Below are 23,598 nucleotides of genomic sequence, written 5' to 3'. Positions count from 1 at the left end.
TCTAATTCACCTCATTCTGCCCGTAATTCCAGGGCCATGGGTCGGACAGCCACTGATAGCTGTCGCCAGTGGCGGCGGTCTGCTGAGTTATGGGACCGTATTTTGCCTCATAGGCTGCTCTGGCCGCTTTTTCCATGGCGGAAAACTGCTGGAACAGACGGAACGCCTCGGTATCATCCTTGTGGGTGTCCAGGTAGAGGTTCAGCTCCAGCACCACAAACTCCAAAGCCTGGAGCTCAGCCAGTGGGGTGGAGGGCAGGGTGGAGCCATCCACAGCCAGGCGGAAGGGCAGATTCAACCCGGGGAAGAGGGTTCCGTTGCTCAGCGCCTCGGACTGGGAATATTTTTGGGGGTTGTTCTGCTGGAAGGGCACATAGGGCACCGCCAGGCCCGCACAGCACGGAAGCGTACCGTTGGCGTCTGGACAGCTGGCCTGTGTAGTTTGTGACCCATTATTGGTCCCGTTCATAGTCCCGTTTGCGGTTCCGTTCAGAGTTCCGCTCACGGGTCGGGAGCCGTTACCTTCAATCAACAAGGGAAATTCCCTCCTTCATTCAATAAAAGGAGGACGGGCGCGGGGAGCGCACAGAGTCCCCCTCAGTCCATTCTATGAGCCTGCCGCCCAATGGGTACACGCATACCAAATCCGCCGCCTCCATAGGATAAGGAGGAGGTGGTCATATGAAAAAAGGAGTCCTGCTTGCCGGGGCGCTGCTGGGAACGATGATTTTGCTGGCTCTGGCTTTGGGCAGGCTGAACCATCTGATGGAGACGGCCATGGAACCGGCGGCGGTCCGGCAGACCAGACCGCTGGTGCTGGACGCGGGCCACGGGGGAGAGGACGGAGGCGCAGTTTCCCTCACCGGCACACCAGAGAGCCAGATCAACCTGGCCATTGTACTGAAGCTGCGGGATGTGCTGGGGCTGTATGGAGTGGACCCCATCCTGCTCCGGGAGGAGGATATCTCCCTTCACGACAGCAGCGCGGAGACCCTCCGGGAGAAGAAGCGGTCCGACCTGAAAAATCGTGTGGCGGCTGTGGAGGGGGTTGAGGGAGGCACCCTGCTGAGCATCCACCAGAACACCTATCCCAGCGGCAAATACCACGGCGCTCATGTCTTTTACGCCCCCACTGAGCACTCCAGGGAACTGGCGGAGCATGTTCAGAGCAGCATTAAAGCCGCCCTCCAGCAAGATAACGAGAGGGCGGTCAAACAAATCCCGGATACAGTCTACATTATGAACCATGTTACCTGTCCGGCTATCCTCATTGAGTGCGGATTTCTCACCAATCCAGAGGAGGAGGCCCTTCTGCGGGACGACAGCTATCAGCGTCAATTGGCCGCCGTCATTGCCGCCGCCTGGCTGACTGCGGGGGAAACTGCAAGCTAGTTCTTTACATTTTTCGTCAGTGCTGGTACAATATGCAGGAGAACCAAATTACATAAGATAGAGGAAAAAAGATGAAATCGAAAACTCTGTTTTACTGTACCCAGTGCGGCAATGAGTTTCCCAAGTGGCAGGGGCAGTGTCCCATGTGCCGGGCGTGGAACACCATCGAAGAGCGTCCGGCGGAGAAAGCGCCCAAGCGGACTGCGCCGGCGAAGGGAGGTTCTGCCCTGGGGATTGCGGTAAACCGTCCTAAGCCCATGAAGGAGGTAGAGACCACCGACGAACTGCGATTTGCCACCGGTATGGGGGAGCTGGACCGGGTACTGGGCGGCGGCGCAGTGAAGGGGTCCCTGGTGCTGGTAGGCGGTGCGCCGGGTATTGGCAAATCAACCCTCATGCTGCAAATTTGCGACAATCTGTGCCGTTTTGCCAAGGTTCTGTATGTATCCGGGGAAGAGTCGGAGCGGCAGATCAAGCTGCGGGCAGAGCGGCTGAGGGTGCGTGGTGAGGGGCTGTATCTGCTGGCGGAGACCAATCTGGAAAATATGACAGATGCGGTCCACCAGCTCCAGCCCGACGTACTCATTGTGGACTCCATTCAGACCCTCTATCACGGGGATGTGGCTTCCGCCCCAGGCAGCGTAAGCCAAGTAAAGGAATGCACCTTGACACTAATGCAACTTGCCAAAGGGGAAAATATAACTGTTTTTGTCATTGGCCATGTGAATAAGGAGGGGTCTATAGCCGGCCCCAAGGTGCTGGAGCATATGGTGGACTGTGTTCTCTACTTTGAGGGGGAGCGGCATATGGCCTACCGCATTCTCCGGGCGGCCAAGAACCGGTTTGGGGCCACCAATGAAATCGGCGTCTTCGAGATGGAGGATGGCGGTCTCACTGAGGTACCCAATCCCTCCGAAGCTATGCTGGCCGGACGCCCCACTGGAACGCCGGGGACCTGTGTCACCTGTGTGATGGAGGGCGCCAGGCCGGTACTGGCGGAAATCCAGGCGCTGGTGGTGCCCTCCAGTCTGGGAAATCCCCGGCGGGTTAGCAACGGCTTTGACTACAGCCGCTCTATGCTGCTGCTGGCGGTGCTGGAGAAGCGGGGCGGTCTGATGGTGGGGAACTGCGACGCCTACATTAACGTGATTGGCGGACTGTATCTGGAGGAGCCGGCCGCCGATTTAGCTGCTATTTTGGCGCTGGCCTCCAGTTTCCGTGATAAACCCGTTCCCCACGACTTGGCAGCCATCGGTGAAGTGGGTCTCACCGGTGAACTGCGGGCGGCCAGCGCACTGGGACAGAGGCTGGCAGAGGTAAAGCGTTTAGGCTTTACAAAGTGTATGATTCCAAGGAGAAGCCAGGGAAAACTGACCGTTCCTGATGGGCTAGAGCTGATCCGGGTCACCAACATCCGGGAAGCTATGGCCGCTTTGCTGTGAACCGCGCACCGGAACAAAGTTGACACACCCGGAGTGTCCCAACTCACCGGAGGAGGCGGCCCGGGACAGAGAGCAGTAGCCGTCCTTTTGATACACACATGGATCAGTGCAGGCAATGAGGCTCATTGTAATATCTCTCCTCTCAAAACGCTAGTGTCTCCTGGAAATGCGAAAAAATACCGTGCCAGCAGGCACGGTATCATTTTTTAAGCTAAGCCAATTTCTCGGGTCACCTCGGCAGCCAGCAGCAGACCGGCGGCGGCGGGAACAAAGGGGGTAGAGCCCGGCGTATCCCGGCGGGCGGTGGAGCCAGGGCGCGTCTTGGAAGTCTCTGGGGTCTCCGATTCAGCGGGCCGCAGAGGATGAGTTGGCAGCTCAGTGGAGTAGACCACTTTCAGGTGGTTGATTCCCCGCCTGCGCAGTTCCTTGCGCATGGTGCGGGCCAGAGGACAGCCCTGAGTCTTGGAGATGTCGGTGACCACTAGAGCAGAGGGGTCAAATTTGTTGCCTGTCCCCATGGCGCTGATGATTTTTGCCTGTAAGGCGTTACACCTTGTCACCAGTTCCAATTTCGCGGTTACTGTGTCGATGCAGTCCACCACGTAGTCGTATTGGGACAAGTCCACCTGACTGGCGGTTTGGGGGAGGTAAAACAACTGAACGGCCTTGACCTGGCAGTCTGGATTGATATCCTGAACCCGCCGGGCCATTACCTCTGCTTTGGGCTGGCCCAAGGTGGAGTGGAGGGCGGCAATCTGCCGGTTCAGATTGCTTTCGGACACGGTGTCGTCGTCGTAAAGGTGTAAAGCACCTATACCTGACCGCGCTAGAGCCTCAACGGCGTAGCCGCCCACGCCGCCTACGCCGAAGACAGCGACCCTTGCCCTTTTTAGCCGCTCCAAAGGTCCATCTCCCACCAGCAGCCGGGTTCGGATGAATTGGTCAGACATTTTGAATCGACTCCTTCAAATATGCCATTTCTTCCAAATAAAGAAATGCGAAGCTAAATGTTCTGTTGGAACAGCCTATGCCGGGTGCAGTACCACAACAAGCTCCCATGTCCAAGACAGGGAATGCGTGTCTGAAAGTCCCATTCAGGATAGAGACGCCGCAGGAACAGCGTATCTCCTGTGAGCAGGGCTGCAAAGGAAATATAGTGCTCCTTTGTCATGGGGTGGGGAGAGGAGAGAAACCAACTGTCGTCGATTTTCTCTACCGACAGCTTTTCTTCTCCCGCAGCCTTCTGGGATTCTAAGGGGTGGAGCGTCTTTCCACAGCAGGTCACGCTCGCCTCGCTGGCGGCAGTTATAAAATTGCCGCAATGGGGACATACATAAAAGTGTAATTTCTTCATATTTCCTCTTTCCGGGCCATTGGCATCTAGTTCGCCAGAGAGCAGCGCCTCCAGTCCTACATCCAGAGCCCTTGACAGTTCTGGAAGGAGGGACAGGTCCGGGCAGCCAAGGCCGCGCTCCCATTTGCTTACCGCCTTGTCGCCCACACCCACAGCCTCAGCCAGAGCCTTTTGGGTCAACCCCTTCTGGGTGCGCAGGGCGCGGATGAGCTTTCCAATTTTTACTTGGTCCATGTCCTCACCTCCTGGAAAGAGAATAACGGATTTCCAAAGAAAAAGCAATCGCCGCTCCGTAGAGTTTGCTGACGCAGGGAGAGAAAACCGCCTCTGCTAAAATAATCAGAGGCGGTTTTGCTCATTTTACAAGACAGCTCATGTCGTACAGGCCGGGTTTTTCCACACTGGCGATGAACTTGGCGGCCTCCACCGCTCCCTGGGCGAAGATTTCCCGGGAATAGGCGGTGTGCTTGATCTCCATCACCTCGTCGTGACCGGCAAAAATGATCTCGTGCTCGCCCACGATGGTGCCCCCGCGGAGGGCGGAGATGCCGATCTCCTTCTTGTCCCGGGGTTGACGTACCGAGTGGCGCTCAAAGACATACTCCGTCTCGTGGCCACAGCTTTCCGCCGCCGCATCGGCGATCATCAGGGCGGTGCCGGAGGGGGCGTCCACCTTGCGGCGGTGGTGGCGCTCCACAATCTCAATATCGCAGCTGTCTCCCAGAACAGCGGCGGCCTTTTTCACCAGCTCCAGCAGTACGTTGATACCCAGGGACATATTGGCGGACCGAAAAATGGGAACCTCCAGTGCGGCGGCGCCCACCTGAGCTACCTGCTCCGGAGAGTAGCCGGTGGTGGCCAGCACCAGAGGGATATGCCGCTCTTTCGCAAATTCCAACAGGCCGTCCAGGGCGGCAGGGGAGGAAAAATCGATCACTGCGTCCGCCTCGCCGGTGAACTGGGCGGGGGAGGTGTACACAGAAAAATCCCGGTCAGCGCTTCCCATCACGTCAAATCCGGCGCAGACCTCCACAGCAGGGTCAGCCTGACACAGCGCCTCGACCACTCTGCCCATGTGGCCATTGCAGCCGGAGATGATTATCTTTAGCATAATTGATTCCTCGTTTCATAGGGACTTTGGGAGAAAAGCAGATTACAGCAGGCCCATCCGCTCCATGGAGGCACGGAGAACGGCCAAATTCTTTTCAGAGATATCGCACAGGGGCAGGCGCAGAGAGCCGGCTTCCATGCCCATCAGGTTCATAGCGGCCTTGATGGGAATGGGGTTGACCTCACAGAAGAGGGCGTCGATCAGGTCCATATACTTGATCTGGAGCTGGGAGGCGGCGGCAAAGTCGTTTTCCAGGCACAGATGGCTCATCTTTACCATTACCTCAGGGATGATGTTGGAGGCCACCGAGATAACGCCCTTGGCTCCCAGGGACATCATGGGGACCACTTGGTCGTCGTTGCCCGACCAGATGTAGAAGTCGTCAGGGCAGAGGCAGCGGGTGTGGGCCAGCAGGGAGAAATTGCCGCTGGCCTCCTTCACGCCGTTGATTTTGGGATTTGCGGAGAGGACCTTGTAGGTGTCGGCGGTGAAGGACACGCCGGTGCGCCCGGGCACGTTGTACAGGATAATAGGCAGCTCGGTGCGGTCAGCGATGTATTCGTAGTGCTTGATAAGGCCGGTTTGGCTGGCCTTGTTGTAGTAGGGGGTTACGTGGAGCAGGGCGTCGGCCCCGGAGTCCTGAGCGTGCTGGGAGAGGTAGACGGCGGCGGAGGTGTCGTTGCTTCCCGCGCCGGCAATGACCTTCACCCGGTGGTCAACCCGCTTAACGCAGAACTCCACCGCAGCGATGTGCTCCCGGATGGACATGGTGGCCGACTCGCCAGTGGTGCCGCAGACACAGACGGCGTCCACACCGGCCTCAATCTGGGCGTCGATCAGCTTGCCGAAGGCGTCGTAGTTGATGGTTCCGTTTTCGTCGAAGGGGGTTACCAGGGCGGGGCAGGAACCGGTAAAGACAGGTGTTCTCATAGATCAGCATCCTTTCCTATATAGCAATACTCAACATCACCCGCAGGGGAGATGAACATCTTATTTGCGGTCGATATACCCCTCGGCGCACAGCAGCTCGGCCAGCAGGACACCGCCGCCGGCGGCTCCCCGGAGGGTATTGTGGCTCAGGCCGACAAACTTATAGTCGTACTGGGTGTCGGGGCGGAGGCGTCCGGCGGAGATAGCCATGCCGCCCTCCAACTCCCGCTCGGTGTGGGCCTGGGGCCGGTCGGGATCCTCAAAGTAGTGGATGAACTGCTTGGGGGCGGAAGGAAGCTCCAGCTCCTGGGCCCGGCCCTTGAAGCTCTTCCAAATCTCCTTGATCTGCTCCTCAGTGGGCCTCTTACCCTCCTTGAAGCGGACAAACACGGCGGCGGTATGGCCGTCGGACACAGGGACCCGCAGGCATTGGGTCGTGATGGCGGGACCAGCGGCCTTGACGATCCTGCCGCCCTCAATGTGACCCCAGACCTTTAGGGGCTCCTGCTCACTCTTCTCCTCCTCGCCGCCGATGTAGGGGATCAGGTTGTCCACCATCTCAGGCCAGCGCTCAAAGGTCTTGCCCGCGCCGGAGATGGCCTGGTAGGTACAGGCCAGGACGCTGTCAATCTCATAGCCCGCCTTCATCAGGGGGGTGAGCAGGGGAGTGTAGCTCTGGATGGAGCAGTTGGACTTCACCGCAATAAAGCCTCGTTTGGTACCCAGACGCTTGCGCTGAGCGTGGATGATCTCAATGTGCTGGGGGTTCAGCTCAGGAACCACCATGGGCACGTCCTCCGTCCAGCGGTTGGCAGAGTTGTTGGACACCACAGGGCATTCGGCCTTGGCGTAGCGCTCCTCCAGGGCCTTGATCTCCTCTTTCTTCATGTCCACTGCGCAGAAGACAAAGTCCACCATGCCGGCGATCTTCTCCACATCGGCCTGGGCGTCCATGACAACCAAATTTTTGGCCTCCTCCGGAATGGGGGACTTCATGGCCCAGCGGTGGGAAACCGCCTGTTCATAGGGCTTTCCAGCGGAGCGGGGACTGGCTGCCAGAGCGGTAAGCTGGAACCAAGGGTGGTTCTCCATCAGTGTAACAAAGCGCTGACCCACCATGCCGGTGGCGCCGATAATGCCTACTTTATATTTTTCCATTTTGATTCCCTCCATAATCTGTCCAGGTTCATTCTATGTCCTGGTGCAAAAATAGATGATTTCCGTTGCAAATTCTTAGATCATTGAAAAAAATAAATCAGCGGCTTTTCAAGCGGCTGATTTTGTACTATAATGTCGGAGGAGGCCCCGGCAAAATATCCACAAAAACAGACAGCGCTCCATCAGTTTCGTACTGATGACAGTCGGCTGATTGTTCACCAGACGACCAGGACCCGTCCTGCCGGCGGGACAGACCCTTCGGCGGCCCTCCCTTTCGGCATGGCTGAAACGGGGACCGGTACCCTGACCATGCTTACTGATGTAAGCCGCAACCTCTATCTTTTTGATATCGTACCACGGCCTCTGATGGGTTGTCAATAGAATAAACATAGAAGAAACCGGAGAAATGGAGTATATTATGGGCAAAAGATTGATACAGCTTACCGCCACCGTCCTGGCGGTGTGTCTCAGCGTCACCTGTGCCAGTGCGGCAACCCTCAACCAGAACGGCGAGGTGGTTATACGGGTTGGGCTGGCCTCTTCCAACAGCCACGTCCCCACCGGGGAGCTGGAGGCCGCCTACCTGGAAAGCAACAACAGCGAGGGGCACGGCAGCGGCTACCGCTTCGGCTATTTTGACAGCAGCCTGAACTTTGTGGAGCTGGCCCGCACCGACCCCAGCGTCATCCAGGTGGCAGTACTCAAGACCCAAAACCTGTATTGGGGCACCTCGGGGGGGAAGCAGGGCTACTACTCCTCCATCACCAGCAATGTTCTGGTGGGATGCTACCATGTTCAAATCCCCGGCAGCTACACCTATGACACCGTTCAGGCGGAGGCTAACCGCTACAGCGGCGGATTTCCGGCCTGGATCGACGGGGCATATCAGGTACGGGTGGGGGCCTACGGCACCAATGCGGAGGCCCAGGCCGCGCTGGCCGGTCTGCCTGAGGGGGCTCAGGTGGTGTGGACCAGCGCCTATGGGATGAACGTGGTCAGAACGGGCAGTAATCAGATCCTGTTCCAGTACGACTGCGGCGCCTCGGGCAAGCTGGGCATTCTGCCCGACGTCACCGGGGCGGCGGATGTGCGCACCTGGTTCGCCGGGTACAAGTACCGGGGGGGCTTTCAGTACTTCCGGCGCACCGGCGGAAATCTGTCGGTAGTCAATGTGCTGGAGCTGGAGGACTATATCAACGGTGTGGTCTGTTATGAGATGGGCCGGGACTGGCCCCTGGAGGCGCTGAAAGCCCAGGCCGTCTGCGCTCGCACCTATGTGATGGGCAATTTGGGAAAGCACAACGACTATGGGTTTGATATCTGTCCCTCTGACTACTGCCAGGTCTACCACGGCATGGGCAGCGGAAAGGAGGACTACGGCCCCAGCGAGACCAGTATGCGTGCAGTGGACGAGACGGCTGGGATGGTGGTCAAATACAACGGTAGGGTCGCAGATGTCTTTTATGTCTCCAGCTTTGGCGGGGCCAGCGAAGACGCCAAAAACATCTGGGGAACGGACACCGTCAACGAGTACCCCTATCTCCGGGGGGTTGTGGACCCCTACGAGGCTGACCTGGACGACCGCAACGCCATGTCCCCCTGGACCGTAACTTACACCACCGCCCAGCTGACCAAGCAGCTGCAAAAGAGCGGCCTGGGTACCAGCACCTCGGTGGACCGGCTGGATCTGACCTATTCTCCCTTGGGCAATGTGATTCAAGTAGTGGTCCACTGGGCCAACGGCCAAAGCAACACCATCAGCGCCAGTTACATCCGCAGCAGATTTGACGTCAGGTCCATCCGCTTTACGGTCAATGGAGCGGGAACCGGAACACCGACGGTCCCTGAGGACCAGCCCTCTGGCGGAGCAGACAGTCTGGAGGGTAAATATATTATTTCTGGCACTGGAACGGTATCTCAAGTAAGCGGAGAAGTCTATGCTATTTCTGGCGCTGGAACAGTGTCCAAGCTGGAGACGGAGACACCGGGGGAGACCGGCGGAGGAACGTCCTCGGTCACCCAGCCGGTGGGCGGGACAGTGACCGTCTCCGGCAGTACATACACCTTCAACGGCGGCGGTTGGGGCCACCAGGTGGGCATGAGCCAGTACGGCGCCAACGCAATGGCCCGCCGTGGTTTTGCCTATGACGAGATTGTCACCTTCTATTTTCCTGGTACCCAAGTTACACACTACTAAATAAAGGATGTATTCCCTTGAAAACTTCTGACTTTGATTTTCAGCTCCCCGAAGAGCTCATTGCCCAGACCCCTTTAAAGCGGCGGGACGCCTCCCGTCTGCTCACATTGGACAAGACCACCGGAGTCACGGCCCACCGGCATTTTTACGACCTGCCCAGCCTCCTGCGGCCTGGGGACTGCCTGGTCCTCAACGACTCCCGGGTCCTGCCCGCCCGGCTCATCGGCCACCGTCCCACCGGCGGCGCCTGCGAGGTGCTCCTCCTCTCCGACAAGGGGGACAACCTGTGGGAGTGCCTGGTCCGTCCTGGACGCAAGCTGAAACCGGGAGTCCAGGTGTCTTTTGGAGACGGACAGCTCACCGCTTCCATAGAGGCGGAGCTGGAGGACGGCAAACGGGCGGTGCGCTTCCACTACCAGGGCATTTTTCTGGAGATTTTGGAGCAGTTGGGCAAAATGCCCCTGCCGCCCTATATCAAGGCGGAGCTCCAGGACCAGGAGCGGTATCAGACCGTCTACTCCAAGGTGACGGGCTCCGCCGCCGCGCCCACCGCCGGGCTCCACTTTACTCCAGAACTGCTGGAACAGGTACGGGAAATGGGTGTAAAGGTATGCTACGTTACACTCCATGTGGGACTGGGGACCTTCCGCCCTGTAAAGGCGGAGGATATCCAGGACCACGAGATGCACTCCGAGTTCTGCATGATCTCCCGGGAGACCGCCAGCACCATCAACGAGACCCGGAAAAACGGGGGACGGGTCGTCTGCGTAGGTACCACCTCCTGCCGCACCATTGAGAGCTTTGCGGCGGAGGACGGCACCATAACGGAGCGATCCGGCTGGACCAATATCTTCATCTACCCCGGCTATAAGTTCAAGGTCCTGGATGCCTTGATTACCAATTTCCACCTGCCCCAGTCCACGCTGATTATGCTGGTGTCCGCCCTGGCAGGACGGGAACACGTCCTGGACGCCTATGAAACGGCGGTGCGGGAGCGCTACCGGTTCTTTTCCTTCGGCGATGCCATGATGATTGCCGACTTTGAATGATGGAGGTACTTTTATGGAATTGACCAGGCTGCCCAACATCGGCCCGGAGCTGTCCCGGCTGCTGAACCAGGTGGAAATTCGGGATTCGGAGGAGCTGAAGGGGCTGGGCACTGAGATGGCCTTTCTGCGGCTGAAGGCCCGGGATCCGGATTCCTGTTTCCACAAGCTCACCGCTCTGGAGGGGGCGGTGCAGGGGGTCCGCAAGACCCAGCTGACCCCGGAGTGCAGGGCGGAGCTGCGGGCATTTTTTGATGGTCTTTCGAAAAAATGATAAGGGATAACAAAGGAGTTTTTGTGTGTTTGAAATTTTAAAACAAGAGGGCCGTGCCCGGCGGGGCGTATTCACCTGCGCCCACGGGGTGGTCCAGACACCGGTGTTTATGAATGTAGGGACCCAGGGGGCCATAAAGGGCGCGGTGTCCGCCCAGGATTTGAAGGAAATCGGCTGTCAAGTGGAGCTGTCCAACACCTACCATCTTCACCTACGTCCCGGGGACGGAGTGGTGCGTCAACTGGGCGGCCTCCACAGATTCATGGACTGGGATGGCCCCATGCTCACCGACAGCGGGGGCTTTCAGGTCTTTTCTTTGTCCGGCCTGCGGAAGATCAAGGAGGAGGGGGTTACCTTCGCCTCCCACATCGACGGCCGGCGTATCTTCATGGGCCCGGAGGAGTCCATGCAAATCCAGTCCAACCTGGGCAGCGACATCGCAATGGCCTTTGACGAGTGTGTAGAAAACCCTTCTCCCTATGAGTATGTAAAAGCCTCCTGTGAGCGGACGGCTCGGTGGCTGGAGCGCTGTATTGCAGAGCATGACAGGCTGAACGCCCTGCCGGATACCGTGAATCCTCAACAGCAGTTGTTCGGCATTAACCAGGGGGGGACCTATGCCGACCTGCGGGTGTGGCACATGGACGAGATCGCCAAGCTGAACTGCGACGGCTACGCCATCGGCGGGCTGGCGGTGGGGGAGCCAACCCAGGTGATGTACGACATCATCGACGCGGTGGAGCCCCATATGCCCTGGGAAAAGCCCCGGTATCTGATGGGGGTGGGGACCCCCTCCAACATCATTGAGGGGGTGGCCCGGGGGATCGACTTCTTCGACTGCGTCATGCCCGCCCGGAACGCCCGCCACGGCAAGCTGTACACCTGGAAGGGGACCATTAACATCAAAAATGAAAAGTTTAAGCTGGATCCCCGGCCCATCGACTCCGCCTGCGATTGCCCCGCCTGCCGGTCCTTCTCCCGGGCCTACCTGCGCCACTTAGTCACCGCGGGAGAGATGCTGGCCATGCGGCTGGCGGTGCTCCACAATCTTCACTTCTATAATGAACTGATGGCTCGTATCCGGGAGAGTCTGGAAAATAGGACCTTTGAGGACTTCCGGGCAAACTATTCGGACCTGCTGGGCCGGCCAGCCCAAGAGGATGAGAGAAATTTGCCAAAAGGGCTTGTCAACTGAAAAATTATCCGCTATAATATTGTTCACTGTGTCAAAGAGAAATATAATTGACAAGCGTGATTTTAAACTGTGGAGGAGAATTTTATGGACCCTTATTTTATTATTATGATGGTGCTGATGTTCGCTATGCTGTACTTCTTTATGATCCGCCCGGAAAACAAGCGGAAAAAAGAGGCACAGAATCTGCGTGACTCTCTGAAGGTGGGGGATGTCATCACCACCATTGGCGGAATCGTTGGCACCATCTGCAAGGTAAACGAGAGCACGATTGTGATTGAGACCAGCGCCGACCGGGTCCGCATCGAGTTCACCAAGTGGGCCGTCTCCAGCAAAAATGTGGCCCCTGAGCAGCCCGCCGCCTAACAAAACAGGTATGTCTTTCGCCCTCCCCGCATAGGTTTTACCAAACCGTGGGGGAGGGTGTTTTTATGAAGAAGAAGGAACGGCGGCCAGAAGAGTTGGGCGGCCAGTGGCTCAATACCACCTGTGAAGTACTCAAGGGCGGCGTGCTGGCCGGAGTGACTACCATCCTGGCCCTGCTGGTCTGCGCGGTGCTGGTGTCCATGGGCGTTATACCGGTGAGCGGTATGTATGGGGGCGTACTGGCTGTATGTGTTTTGGGTGCTCTGGTGGGCGGGACCTGGGCCGTCCACCGGGTTGGCAGCCGGTCTCTGCTGGTGGGACTGGGGGCGGGAGCGGTGCTTTTTTTGCTGCTGCTCACTGCTGGACTGATCGCCTGCCAGGGGGCCTCCATTGCCAACGGAGGCGCTGGACTCCTGTGCGCCTGCCTGTGCGGTGGGGCGATCCCGGGATTGCTGGCAAGAAAACCCAAGAAAAAACGCAGAAGATGATTGAAATCTCTCGGACGCTATGTTATAATAACTGTCACTATGGCAGAATCTGCTGTAAGCAATGAAACAGGAGGAGATACCAATGAAGCATATTCAGACTCTCAACGGGGCCACCTTGAAGGCCAGCGCCGCGAAGGGCGGCTGCGGCGAGTGCCAGACCTCTTGCCAGTCCGCCTGCAAGACTTCCTGCACCGTCGCCAACCAAAAGTGCGAGAACAAGTAAAAAGCCCGCTTAAAAGAGGCAGGTGCGCCCGCGCCTGCCTTTTTGCTATGCCTGGGGGGAGGATGACATGGGGAATATGATCGGTCTGAATCCGTCCACATCCGGCGGGACATGCCTCCAGATGAGCAACGGCCTGACAGACGTCTTTTTGAATGTTCTGGTCCTCGGCGGCTCGGCGTTGGCTAAGACCGTGTCAGAAAAGCGGCTGATCGTCTGGCTGGCGGAGCGGGACCAGAGCAGGGTCGGGATGGGGACGGTGGGATTCGACCTGCGGGACATGCCCTGGGCCCCGGCCTCGTTTGCCCGTGACAGAGAGTTTTTGCTCTGTGTGGCTGCGGGGGCCAGGGAGCGGATGGGCTGGGAAAAATTGGACTACCATCCCAATGAGAAGCTGCTGTTTCCCTGTCTGGATCGGTTCGCGGAGCTGGTAGGGGAGATGGCCTTCTCGGAGATCAAGGCAGACGCACTGGAGGAGTGGCTCCTCGGCGCGGATGTCTCCGACCCGGTTCTGTGCGGCTTTCCGTTGTGTCCCAGGCATCAGACCCTGCTCACTGTCTTTGGGTGTCACATCTGCAACAACTAAAAAATGAAGAGAGGATTACACTATGAAGGTACATACCTTTACAGCTCTGGGCCAATACCTAGCGGCTGACGTCAATAGTGGCGCAGTTCACGTGTTGGACCAGTTGACCTATGATTTACTAAAAAAATTGGGGGAAGGCCCGGTAGGGGAGGGGAGGGTACCCCAGGAGCTGGCAGCCCAGCTTCCCCAGTACGACCCCGCCGATTTGGAGGAGAGCTGGCAGGAGCTTCAAGAGCTCCAGGAGGCCGGACTGCTCTTCACCAACGACGACTACCTGGACACGAAGGCGGCTATGGATCTGCCCAAGGCTGCAGTAGTCAAGGCCCTTTGCCTTCATGTCTCTCACGATTGTAACCTGAGATGTAGATATTGTTTTGCTTCAACGGGGGATTTTGGCACTGGACACCGCATGACGATGGACTTTGAAACTGCCAAAAAAGCCATTGACTGGGTAGTGACCAAGTCGGGGAAGCGGCGCAATATCGAGGTCGATTTCTTTGGCGGTGAACCCCTAATGGCCCTGGACACGGTAAAGCGGACGGTAGAATATGCCCGGTCTCTGGAAAAAGAGCATGACAAGGTATTTCGCTTTACAATCACCACCAACGGTGTTTTGCTGGATGACGAGACCATCGACTATATCAACCGGGAGATGTCCAACGTAGTGCTGTCTCTGGACGGCCGCCAGGAGGTCAATGACCGGATGCGCCCCACAGTGAACGGAAAGGGGAGCTACGAGGTGATCGTCCCCAAGTTCCAGAAGCTGGTGGCCGGGCGGGGAACCCGGGACTACTATGTGCGGGGAACCTTTACCCGGGAAAATCTGGACTTCACAGCTGACGTACTCCGTATGGGGGACCTGGGCTTCCGCCACGTGTCGGTGGAGCCTTGCAGCGGTCCTGCGGACGACCCTTTTGCCATCCGGGAGGAGGACCTGAGCAGGGTAGAGAAGGAATACGAAAAGCTGGCCCAGGCACTGATGGACCGGAAGGACATCAACTTTTTCCATTTCAACGTAGATCTGTCCCAAGGGCCCTGTGTCATCAAGCGGCTACGGGGGTGCGGCGCCGGCTGTGAGTACGTGGCCATCACACCCGATGGGGATATCTACCCCTGCCACCAGTTTGTGGGCAGGGAGGAGTACTGCATGGGCAGCGTCCACGACGGCTCCTTCGATATGGATATTTCTGGGCGGTTTGCCCAACAGAATATCTACACCCGTCCGGCCTGTCAGGAGTGCTGGGCCAGGTTCTACTGTAGCGGGGGCTGCTCTGCATCCAATCTGCTTGTCAACGGCGACATAACAAGGTCAAACGAGGTGGCCTGCGCAATGCAGCGCAAACGCCTGGAGTGTGCCATTGCCCTGAACGCCCTGGCGGCAGGGATGGGCGAACCAGCGAATACAAAATGTAATAATACAGATTGTAATCTCTGCGAGGCCTGATTTTCCAATATTTCTGTCCAAAAGCGGCGTGTTTCCCCCAACCTCAAACAGAATACCCCTTGAAACGGAGCCGGTCGCTCGGCTCCGTTTCTTTGTTGGTTTGCACGGTTGACATAACATAGTTAACATAAAGTATTGAAAGAATTGACAAAAATGGAGAAATTCGCAAAAACCTCTTGCGAAAAATGGCAGTTAGCGCTATAGTAGATTCATCAGATAAAGAGACGGTGCCGTCTGCGTCTATTTCAGCACTCCCCCACATAGGCTAGTCCTGAGGTGACGCCTGTGGGAATGAAAAAATGGGACTTGCCGCCGGGACAAGGTGGCGCGCTGATTGTGCTGAGTATTGCCTTCTTACTGGGCGGCTCTGTTGGCTGTGTACTTGCCGCCGCGTCCAACGGAGAGGGAGCGCAGGAGCTGAGCGAGTATTTGGCGGATTATCTGACCCTGACCCAGGAGGGTGAGCTGCCGCGCAGATTGTGGCCGGTCATCTGGGGGCAGATGAAGTATGTGCTGGCTGTTCTGGTGCTGACGCTGACCGCGCTGGGGACGGTGGGGATGCCTCTGGTTTTCTGGGTGCGGGGTTTCTCCCTCTGCTTTCCCGCCGCCTGCTTCTGCCGGATTTTTGGCTGGAGAGGCCTCCTCCCCGCATTCATCCTCTTTGGACTGCCCGCCCTGCTTTGGTCGCCTGCGCTGTTTTTACTGGGGACCCCTGGCCTGCTCTCTGCTCAGCGGCTGCTGCGCCGGTCCTTGGGGGAGAGCGCTCCCCCGCTGAATCCGGCCATCTGGTATCGGGCTGTGGCCTGTGCTGGGCTGGGGCTGTCGGCAGGACTGCTGGAGTACTGGGTGGTACCAGTTCTGCTGCGGGGCGTGGCTCAGGTGGTGCTGTAAGATTAATTGGGGGGAGTCTTGGAAGTGTCTGAACTACTGTCGGTCTACGAGGATTTTCTGAAAACTGAAAAGCGTGCCTCGGCCAACACGGTCAGCTCCTACCTCCGGGACGTCCATCAGTTTGCTGTAGCGATGGAGGGCAAGGGGCTGCCCCTTACCCAGGTGGCCAACCGGGATGTGGAGGACTATGCAAACTCCCTGACGAAACGGGGAAAGTCGCCTGCCACGGTAACCCGCTCTGTGGCCTCCATCAAGTCCTTCTACGCCTGTCTGATGTCCAAGGGCTATGTGGATCAGAATCCGGCCAAGGGAGTCTCTGCCGCCAAGGTAGAGCGCAAGCTGCCCCAGGTACTCACCGGGAAAGAGGTGGAGCTGTTTCTGGAGCAGCCCGAGTGTACTGATTTGAAGGGCTACCGGGACCGGGCTATGCTGGAGTTGCTCTACGCGACCGGCATCCGGGTCAGCGAGCTCATCGAGCTGGATGTAGACGACCTGAACCTGCCGGGAGGGGTGCTTCGGTGCTTCAGCAAGGGCCGGGAGCGCACCATCCCCCTCTACCCGGCAGCCATCCGTGCGCTGGGGGAGTATGTCAATCGTGTCAGACCCCAGCTGGTGGAATCGGTGGATGAGACGGCACTGTTCGTTAACATGAACGGTGAACGGATGAGCCGGCAGGGCTTTTGGAAGCTGATTAAGTATTATCAAGAGAAGGCGGGCATTCAAAAGGATGTCACTCCCCACACACTGCGCCACTCCTTTGCTGCCCATCTGCTGGAGAATGGCGCCGACCTCAGATCTATTCAGGAGATGCTGGGCCATGCAGATATCTCCTCCACTCAGATATATTCCAAGCTAATTAACAAAAAAATCAAGGACGTATACAAAAAGGCCCACCCCAGGGCGTGATTCAGATAAGGAGAGGCACGATGACAGACCAGGAACTGATTCAGGCCATTGGCCGGGTTATAGAATCCACAATGGAACCCATGCGCCAGGATATCTCCACGCTGAAGGAGAACGTCCAGATTTTGAAGGCAGATATCCAGAATTTGAAGGAGGACATCCAGGGACTGCACCTGCAGGTGGAAGGGCTTCAGAACATCCAGGCCAACAATATGCGGCTGGAGAACAAGGTGGATGGCGTCAGAATTTATATGGATACCGAGCTGCAGCGGACACTGAATCTGCTGATGGAGGGCCAGCAGGCTGCTTTGGACCGGGTCACCCCACTGGAAAAGTACGAGGCATTGGAGGTCCGAATTTCCGCGCTGGAGATGGTGGTCCATCAGCACAACCGCCAAATTCAAGAGCTGATGCTGGCTTGAACCGGTAAAATGACAAGCCTCGCGCGGAACTTGCCGTGCGGGGCTTTTTCATGGGCGGAATGATTGAATTATCCGGGAGAATATGGTAATATAATATTCAGAAGAAAATAATGGAAGGAGGACGTTTCTATGTCCACCATGTCTGAATATTTGGAGACCCTGCGGGGCAAGTCCATTGCAGTTATCGGGATGGGGGTTAGTAATACCCCACTGATCCGCACTTTGCTGCGGGCTGAACTGAGGGTCACTGTCTGCGACAAATCCCCCAGGGAACGGGTTGCGGAACAGGCCGCTGAGTTGGAGAGCCTGGGGGCCAAGCTGCGGCTGGGGCCCGACTACCTGGCCAAGATCCACCGGTTTGATATGATTTTCCGAACCCCTGGCCTCAGCCCCAACACGCCGGAGCTGCAAAAGGCGCTGGAGCAGGGGAGTATCCTTACCTCTGAGATGGAGTTGTTTTTCCAGTTGTGCCCCTGCAAGATCATCGGTGTTACCGGCAGCGATGGCAAAACCACCACCACGACCCTTATCAGCGAGTTTTTAAAAGAGGCTGGGCGGAATGTCTATCTGGGGGGCAACATTGGACGTCCCCTGCTGCCCGACGTAGACGGTATGACGTCTGACGACGTGGCGGTGGTGGAGCTGTCCTCCTTCCAGCTGATGACCATGGACCGCAGTCCCAATGTGGCGGTATTCACAAATCTGTCTCCCAATCACCTGGACTACCACCACACCATGGAGGAGTACACCGGAGCCAAGCTGAATATCTTCTGCCACCAGGGCCCCCAGGACCGGGCCATTTTTAACTTCGACAACGATATCACCCGCTCCCTGGCCAAGACCGCTGTGGGGCGGACGATGCTGTTCAGCCGGAAGCAGCGGCTGGAGGAGGGGGTATACCTGCGGGACGGGGCCATCTGGCTGACCAACGACATGGGCAGCAGGGAGGTCCTGCCGCTGGACAACATCCATATTCCCGGACTGCACAATATTGAAAATTACATGGCGGCCATTGCGGCGGTGGACGGGATCGTCCCCGACAAGTGTGTGCGTGCGGTGGCCCAGCGGTTCACCGGAGTGGAGCACCGCATTGAGTTGGTGCGGGAGCTGAACGGGGTGAAGTACTACAACGACTCCATCGGTACCAGCCCCACCCGCACCATGGCCTGTCTTGACTCCTTTGACCAGAAGCTGATCCTCATCGCCGGCGGCTACGACAAGGGGGTGCCCTTCACCCAGCTGGGCATTGAAATTGTCAAAAAGGTGAAGGCACTCATTCTCACCGGCGACACCGCCCCTGCCATCAAAAAGGCGGTGGAGAATGCGGAGAGCTGTGCAGAAAGCGGCCTGAGACTGCTGGAGACGGAAGACCTGACCGCTGCCGTGGCCGCCGCTCGAGACATTGCCCAGGAAGGGGATGTGGTGGTGCTGTCCCCGGCCTGTGCCGCCTTCGACCGGTTCAAGAACTTTATGGAACGGGGCAAGGTGTTCAAGCAGCTGGTAAATCATTTAGAATAAAACAGATGGGATTGACAAGAGATATGACTTTGCAGATCAACGACCGCGTCAGAACTCTGGGCGTTCAGGCCCAGGGACAGCTGACAGAGGAATTTTCCCGCATTGATGCCATTGCGGAAACAAACACCGCCCGTGTACTGGCTGCCTTTCAGAAACACCGGGTAGCCGACGGTTATTTTGCCGGCACCACCGGCTATGGATACGACGACTTAGGCCGGGATGAACTGGATAAAATCTACGCCGAGCTTTTCGGAACGGAGGCCGCCCTGGTGCGCATCCAGTTCGTCAACGGGACCCATGCCATTGCCTGCGCTCTCTTCGGGGCACTGAAGCGCGGAGACGTGCTGGTGTCCGCCATAGGCGCACCCTACGATACCCTGCGGGGGGTTGTAGGGGCGGTGGACAAGGGGCCCGGTTCCCTGAAGGACTACGGGGTGGAGTACCGGCAGGTGGAGCTGCTGGACAACAAACCCGACCTGGACGGGATGGCAAGGGCTGCCGCCGACCCCAGGGTTAAGGCGGTACTCATTCAGCGCTCCAAGGGCTATTCTACCCGGTCGTCTCTGTCAGTGGAGGAGATTGGCGAGATGTGCCGCAGAATCAAGGCGTCCAATCCCAATGCTGCCATTCTGGTGGATAACTGCTATGGCGAGTTTGTAGAGGAGCTGGAGCCAACCCACGTGGGGGCTGACCTGGTGGTGGGCTCTCTCATTAAGAACCCCGGGGGCGGTCTGGCTCCCACGGGCGGCTATATTGCCGGACGGCGAGACCTGGTGGAGGGGGCGGCTATGCGGCTCACCGTGCCGGGCATCGGAGGGGAGTGCGGCTGTACCCTGGGCCAGAACCGGCTGCTCTACCAGGGCCTGTTCCTGGCGCCCCATACGGTGGCCCAGGCGGTGAAAACCGCCGTCTTTGCCGCCAGAGTCATGGAGCTGCTGGGCTACGAGACCGAGCCCCACTCCTCGACGGTCCGCCACGATATCATTCAGATGATCCACATGAGGCAGCCGGAGGCCCTGCGGAAGTTCTGCAAGGGCATCCAGTTCGGTGCGCCGGTGGACTCCTATGTCACTCCAGAGCCCTGGGATATGCCGGGCTACGACTGCCAGGTGATTATGGCCGCCGGGGCCTTTGTCCAGGGGGCCTCCATCGAGCTGTCCGCCGACGCCCCTATGCGGGAGCCCTACACCGTCTACCTCCAGGGCGGCCTGACCTTCGAGTCGGGCAAGCTGGGCGTGCTGCTGGCGGTGCAGGAGTTATTGGAGGCATAGTCCAAGCCGCCTTTGGAATATCCTGACCCATGGGGGGTGAGGATATGAGACCATGGCGGCGGGAGCTGATACGGCGCATCCGGAAACCCGTCCCTCAACGCCGTCCAGCAGGTGTGCGGTTTGAGGGATCAACCCTGCTGCTCACGCTGGCGGTGGCCCTGGCGGTGGCCGCGTCGGTGATTGCCCTGCTGGAGGCCAAACTGCGCCCCGTGGTGTCGGAGCTTGCCGCTGCCCAGGCCCAGAACACCATGACTGCGGTGGTGGAGGAGGCTGTTGCCGCCCGGCAGGTGAGCTATGGGGACTTTATTACGATCCAGCGGGACGAGAGCGGCGCCATTACCGCCCTGACTACCAATATGGCACAGATGAACCTGCTCCGGTCGGAGTTGACCGCCTCTATTTTGGAGACGCTGGAACGGGCGGACGCCTCCCTGATTCAGGTGCCTCTGGGCAATCTGTTTGACCTGGAACCCCTGTGGGCGAAAGGGCCGTCTCTAAAAATCCAGGCGATTACGGTAGGAACAGTACACGCTGAGTTTGACAGCCAGTTCGCCTCTGCTGGCGTAAACCAGACCCTTCATCGTATCTGGCTGGAGACCTCCGTCCCTATGACTCTGCTGCTCCCCGGGGGGAGGACGGAGACAGAGCTCCACACCCGCCTGTGTGTGGCCGAGACTGTTATTGTCGGTCAGGTGCCGGACACCTATCTGCAATGGGACGGCGTAAAATCGTAGAAAAGGAACTTTACCAATGAGTCTGACAAAAACACTGTGGTGGTATTTGGAAAATATCTGGGACTACCTGCTTCAAATGTTGCCCTGTATGTGTATCGCGCTCGTGGTATTTCTTCTGCTGCGTCCCAGGCGTTTTCGGCGGCTGGCCAGGCTGGGCTTGAACAGCGGCCCGCTGCGGGAGGGGGGCCTGCTTCTGTTTGTCATGTTCTCCGCCGGACTGGCCGCGCTGACGGTATTCCCCGCCTATTTTTGGACCAGGGGCCACTGGATGGGCGTCTGGAAGGGGACACAGCCGGTGTTTCCCCCGGTGGATTTTCAGATGCAGCTCCAGAACCTACAGCTGGAACCCTTTCAGGAGATCTTCCGCGCTGTTCATGGCCCCTGGGTCATGTTTTTAGTGCTGGCCAACATTGGGATTTTCTCTCCAGTGGGCTTCTTCACCGCGCTGCTCTGGCGAAACCCCCGCTGGTGGAAGTCCCTATTGGCTGGATTCTGTTCCTCTGTAACGATTGAGTTTGTTCAGTTTTTCATTGGCCGCAGCACCGATATTGACGATGTGATTTTGAATACCACCGGAGCGCTGGCGGGCTTCTGGATCTTCTGTCTGCTGCGGGCAGCCTTTCCCAGCTTCACCGAAAAATTCCAATGTCAGCCTAAAGGAGGATATTTTCATGGATGATTTTGCCGAAATCCTGGCACTGCGCCAGGAACTGACCCAAGCCGGCTATGAGTACTATGTGCTGGACAAGCCCACTATGTCCGATTACGACTACGACCACAAGCTGCGCCGCCTGGAGGAGCTGGAGGCGGCCAATCCGGAGACGATAACCCCCGATTCACCTACCCAGCGGGTGGGGGGACAGGCGTTAGAATCCTTCTCCCAGGTGACCCACCCGGTACCGCTGGAGTCCCTCCAGGATGTGTTCGACTTTGAGGAGCTGGAGGCCTTCGATCAGCGGGTACGGGGCGTGGTTCCGGAGGCTGAGTATGTGGTGGAGCCCAAGGTGGACGGGCTGTCGGTGGCGCTGGAGTATGTGGACGGCCTCTTTATCCGGGGCGCGACCCGGGGAGACGGTCAGGTGGGGGAGGACGTCACCGAAAACCTGCGCACCGTCCGGTCTATTCCGCTGAAAATTCCAGACGCCCCGCCCCGGCTCATCGTCCGGGGGGAAGTCTATATGCCCAAGAAGGTATTTCATCTGTTAAACGAGGAACGCGAGCGCAGGGGAGAGGCACTGTTTGCCAATCCCCGCAACGCCGCCGCTGGCTCCCTGCGGCAGCTGGATCCCAAGATTGCGGCCTCCCGAAAACTGGACATTGCGGTGTTCAACGTCCAGCTGGCGGAGGGAGTGGAGTTTCATACCCATCTGGACACGCTGAATTATTTGCGGGACAAGGGATTTAAAGTAATTCCGCATTACAGCTGTGCTCGGGTCTCCCAGGCCACAGAGCGCATTTCTGACATTGGAGAAAGCAGAGAGGCGTTCCCCTTTGATATTGACGGCGCAGTTGTAAAGGTAAATGACTTGTCACAGCGTGTGGCACTGGGCTCTACAGCAAAATTCCCCCGCTGGGCCGCCGCCTATAAGTATCCCCCGGAGGTGAAGCCCGCCCAGGTGTTGGACATTGTGGTTCAGGTGGGCCGCACCGGCGTATTGACCCCAAAGGCGGTGCTGACCCCTGTCCGTCTGGCGGGCACCACCGTCACCAACGCGACCCTCCACAACCAGGATTTTATCTCCGAGAAGGATATCCGCATTGGTGATACCGTTCTGGTGCGCAAGGCGGGAGAGATCATTCCAGAGGTGCTGTCTGTTGTTTTAGACGAGCGCCCAGAGGATACGCAGCCCTACTACCTTCCTGAGCTGTGCCCTGTGTGCGGAGCCCCGGTGGAACGGGATGAGGAGGGGGCCCACATCCGCTGTACTGGTGCGGAATGTCCCGCCCAGCTGCTGCGTAATCTGGCCCACTTCGCCAGCCGGGACGCCATGGACATTGACGGTCTTGGCATTGCGGTGGTGGAGAATCTGGTGGGGGCCGGACTGGTTAAGACGCCGGGGGACCTGTACTTCCTGAACGAGGAGGAGGTATCCAAGCTGGATCGAATGGGCAAACGGTCCGCCCAAAAGCTGCTGGCCGCCCTGGAGAAGTCCAAGGAGCAGGATCTATCCCGGCTGATTTACGCCTTTGGAATCCGCCAGGTGGGACAGAAGGCGGGCAAGATCCTGGCCGCCCGATTCAAAACCCTGGAGGCTTTACAGAACGCGACCCTGGAGGAGCTCACCGCAGTGGACGACATTGGAGAGATCACTGCTCAGAGCATTTTGGATTGGATGGCCAGCCCCCAGAGCCGGCACCTAATTGAACGACTGAAGGAGGCGGGGGTCAACATGACAGCGGCAGAGCAGGGGAGTGACCAGCGCTTTGCCGGGATGACCTTTGTCCTCACGGGGGCGCTGGAGAAATTCACCCGGGACGAGGCCAGCGGCATGATCGAGGCCCGGGGCGGCAAGTCCTCCGGCTCTGTATCCAAAAAGACCACCTATGTGGTAGCGGGGGAAGCTGCTGGCTCCAAGCTGCGTAAGGCTCAGGAGCTCGGAATCCCTGTTTTGACCGAGGATGAATTCCTAGAACTGCTGAAATAGTAGAGAAAAGGGGA

25 protein-coding genes and 1 riboswitch are annotated in these 23,598 nt (G+C 58.1%); of the genes, 19 read left to right on the top strand and 6 right to left on the bottom strand.

The window, feature by feature from the left end:
* Position 1 precedes the first annotated feature (1 nt).
* A complete protein-coding gene (locus tag D1646_RS00360) occupies positions 2–535 on the bottom strand; it encodes a spore coat protein CotJB (RefSeq protein ID WP_243153959.1) in 534 nt (177 codons plus the stop codon).
* Between the two features lie 146 nt (positions 536–681).
* Between D1646_RS00360 and D1646_RS00355 the strand changes: the two genes are divergently transcribed.
* Both D1646_RS00355 and radA read left to right on the top strand, forming a co-directional pair.
* Positions 682–1,392, top strand: coding sequence for an N-acetylmuramoyl-L-alanine amidase (locus tag D1646_RS00355; protein WP_160634509.1), 711 nt, complete (start codon positions 682–684; stop codon positions 1,390–1,392).
* 71 nt (positions 1,393–1,463) lie between these two features.
* The gene (gene radA, locus D1646_RS00350) at positions 1,464–2,834 is read left to right on the top strand and encodes a DNA repair protein RadA (protein WP_160634508.1); all 1,371 of its coding nucleotides are present in this window, start codon (positions 1,464–1,466) and stop codon (positions 2,832–2,834) included.
* A 206-nt stretch (positions 2,835–3,040) separates the two neighbouring features.
* Here radA and D1646_RS00345 read toward each other — a convergent pair whose 3' ends face one another.
* The 5 genes from D1646_RS00345 to asd all read right to left on the bottom strand — a co-directional run bounded on the left by D1646_RS00345 (position 3,041) and on the right by asd (position 7,387).
* Entirely contained in the window at positions 3,041–3,784 is a 744-nt protein-coding gene (locus D1646_RS00345; protein WP_160634507.1) for a tRNA threonylcarbamoyladenosine dehydratase, read from the bottom strand.
* Between the two features lie 53 nt (positions 3,785–3,837).
* Complete coding sequence (locus tag D1646_RS00340; RefSeq protein WP_160634506.1) at positions 3,838–4,422, bottom strand: helix-turn-helix domain-containing protein; 585 nt, start codon at positions 4,420–4,422, stop codon at positions 3,838–3,840.
* 121 nt (positions 4,423–4,543) lie between these two features.
* Positions 4,544–5,299, bottom strand: coding sequence for a 4-hydroxy-tetrahydrodipicolinate reductase (gene dapB / locus D1646_RS00335; RefSeq protein ID WP_160634505.1), 756 nt, complete (start codon positions 5,297–5,299; stop codon positions 4,544–4,546).
* Between the two features lie 42 nt (positions 5,300–5,341).
* Entirely contained in the window at positions 5,342–6,229 is an 888-nt protein-coding gene (gene dapA / locus D1646_RS00330) for a 4-hydroxy-tetrahydrodipicolinate synthase (RefSeq protein ID WP_160634504.1), read from the bottom strand.
* Positions 6,230–6,289: 60 nt separating this feature from the next.
* Positions 6,290–7,387 (bottom strand): aspartate-semialdehyde dehydrogenase, encoded by a 1,098-nt coding sequence (asd, locus tag D1646_RS00325; RefSeq protein WP_160634503.1) that lies wholly within the window; start codon positions 7,385–7,387, stop codon positions 6,290–6,292.
* Between the two features lie 164 nt (positions 7,388–7,551).
* A riboswitch (Lysine riboswitch) is annotated at positions 7,552–7,733 on the bottom strand.
* A gap of 72 nt (positions 7,734–7,805) precedes the next feature.
* Between asd and D1646_RS00320 the strand changes: the two genes are divergently transcribed.
* The 17 genes from D1646_RS00320 (at position 7,806) to ligA (ending at position 23,584) form a co-directional block, all read left to right on the top strand.
* Positions 7,806–9,584, top strand: a complete 1,779-nt coding sequence (locus tag D1646_RS00320) for a SpoIID/LytB domain-containing protein (protein ID WP_160634502.1) — start codon at positions 7,806–7,808, stop codon at positions 9,582–9,584.
* A 17-nt stretch (positions 9,585–9,601) separates the two neighbouring features.
* Entirely contained in the window at positions 9,602–10,633 is a 1,032-nt protein-coding gene (gene queA / locus D1646_RS00315) for a tRNA preQ1(34) S-adenosylmethionine ribosyltransferase-isomerase QueA (protein ID WP_160634501.1), read from the top strand.
* A gap of 13 nt (positions 10,634–10,646) precedes the next feature.
* Positions 10,647–10,904 (top strand): TfoX/Sxy family protein, encoded by a 258-nt coding sequence (locus tag D1646_RS00310; protein ID WP_160634500.1) that lies wholly within the window; start codon positions 10,647–10,649, stop codon positions 10,902–10,904.
* Positions 10,905–10,929: 25 nt separating this feature from the next.
* On the top strand, positions 10,930–12,099 hold the full coding sequence (gene tgt / locus D1646_RS00305) for a tRNA guanosine(34) transglycosylase Tgt (RefSeq protein WP_160634499.1): 1,170 nt from the start codon (positions 10,930–10,932) through the stop codon (positions 12,097–12,099).
* Positions 12,100–12,183: 84 nt separating this feature from the next.
* Entirely contained in the window at positions 12,184–12,462 is a 279-nt protein-coding gene (gene yajC, locus D1646_RS00300; protein ID WP_160634498.1) for a preprotein translocase subunit YajC, read from the top strand.
* 65 nt (positions 12,463–12,527) lie between these two features.
* Positions 12,528–12,950 carry a TIGR04086 family membrane protein gene (locus D1646_RS00295; RefSeq protein ID WP_160634497.1) on the top strand — a complete coding sequence of 141 codons (423 nt, stop codon included), beginning with the start codon at positions 12,528–12,530 and terminating at the stop codon, positions 12,948–12,950.
* Between the two features lie 82 nt (positions 12,951–13,032).
* Positions 13,033–13,173, top strand: a complete 141-nt coding sequence (scfA, locus tag D1646_RS00290; RefSeq protein ID WP_087393998.1) for a six-cysteine ranthipeptide SCIFF — start codon at positions 13,033–13,035, stop codon at positions 13,171–13,173.
* A gap of 67 nt (positions 13,174–13,240) precedes the next feature.
* Positions 13,241–13,756 carry a hypothetical protein gene (locus tag D1646_RS00285; protein ID WP_160634496.1) on the top strand — a complete coding sequence of 172 codons (516 nt, stop codon included), beginning with the start codon at positions 13,241–13,243 and terminating at the stop codon, positions 13,754–13,756.
* Positions 13,757–13,778: 22 nt separating this feature from the next.
* Positions 13,779–15,200, top strand: coding sequence for a thioether cross-link-forming SCIFF peptide maturase (gene scfB / locus D1646_RS00280; RefSeq protein ID WP_160634495.1), 1,422 nt, complete (start codon positions 13,779–13,781; stop codon positions 15,198–15,200).
* Positions 15,201–15,536: 336 nt separating this feature from the next.
* Positions 15,537–16,091: a hypothetical protein gene (locus D1646_RS00275; RefSeq protein WP_160634494.1), complete on the top strand. Its 555-nt coding sequence runs from the start codon at positions 15,537–15,539 to the stop codon at positions 16,089–16,091.
* A gap of 24 nt (positions 16,092–16,115) precedes the next feature.
* A complete protein-coding gene (gene xerD, locus D1646_RS00270) occupies positions 16,116–16,997 on the top strand; it encodes a site-specific tyrosine recombinase XerD (RefSeq protein WP_160634493.1) in 882 nt (293 codons plus the stop codon).
* A 20-nt stretch (positions 16,998–17,017) separates the two neighbouring features.
* Positions 17,018–17,416: a hypothetical protein gene (locus tag D1646_RS00265; RefSeq protein ID WP_160634492.1), complete on the top strand. Its 399-nt coding sequence runs from the start codon at positions 17,018–17,020 to the stop codon at positions 17,414–17,416.
* Between the two features lie 129 nt (positions 17,417–17,545).
* Positions 17,546–18,934 carry a UDP-N-acetylmuramoyl-L-alanine--D-glutamate ligase gene (murD, locus tag D1646_RS00260; protein ID WP_160634491.1) on the top strand — a complete coding sequence of 463 codons (1,389 nt, stop codon included), beginning with the start codon at positions 17,546–17,548 and terminating at the stop codon, positions 18,932–18,934.
* 23 nt (positions 18,935–18,957) lie between these two features.
* Positions 18,958–20,205, top strand: coding sequence for a methionine gamma-lyase family protein (locus D1646_RS00255; protein WP_160634490.1), 1,248 nt, complete (start codon positions 18,958–18,960; stop codon positions 20,203–20,205).
* Positions 20,206–20,249: 44 nt separating this feature from the next.
* Positions 20,250–20,939 carry a sporulation protein YunB gene (yunB, locus tag D1646_RS00250; protein ID WP_160634489.1) on the top strand — a complete coding sequence of 230 codons (690 nt, stop codon included), beginning with the start codon at positions 20,250–20,252 and terminating at the stop codon, positions 20,937–20,939.
* 16 nt (positions 20,940–20,955) lie between these two features.
* Entirely contained in the window at positions 20,956–21,618 is a 663-nt protein-coding gene (locus D1646_RS00245) for a VanZ family protein (protein WP_160634488.1), read from the top strand.
* Positions 21,611–23,584 (top strand): NAD-dependent DNA ligase LigA, encoded by a 1,974-nt coding sequence (gene ligA / locus D1646_RS00240; protein WP_160634487.1) that lies wholly within the window; start codon positions 21,611–21,613, stop codon positions 23,582–23,584. Before D1646_RS00245 ends, ligA begins: the two co-directional genes overlap by 8 nt.
* Positions 23,585–23,598 lie beyond the last annotated feature (14 nt).

The sequence above is a fragment of the Pseudoflavonifractor sp. 60 genome, from assembly GCF_009911645.1.
Classification (GTDB): Bacteria; Bacillota; Clostridia; order Oscillospirales; family Oscillospiraceae; genus Lawsonibacter.
The sequence above is the reverse complement of the archived record's forward strand: the minus strand, read 5'-3'. Positions and strand labels throughout refer to the sequence as shown.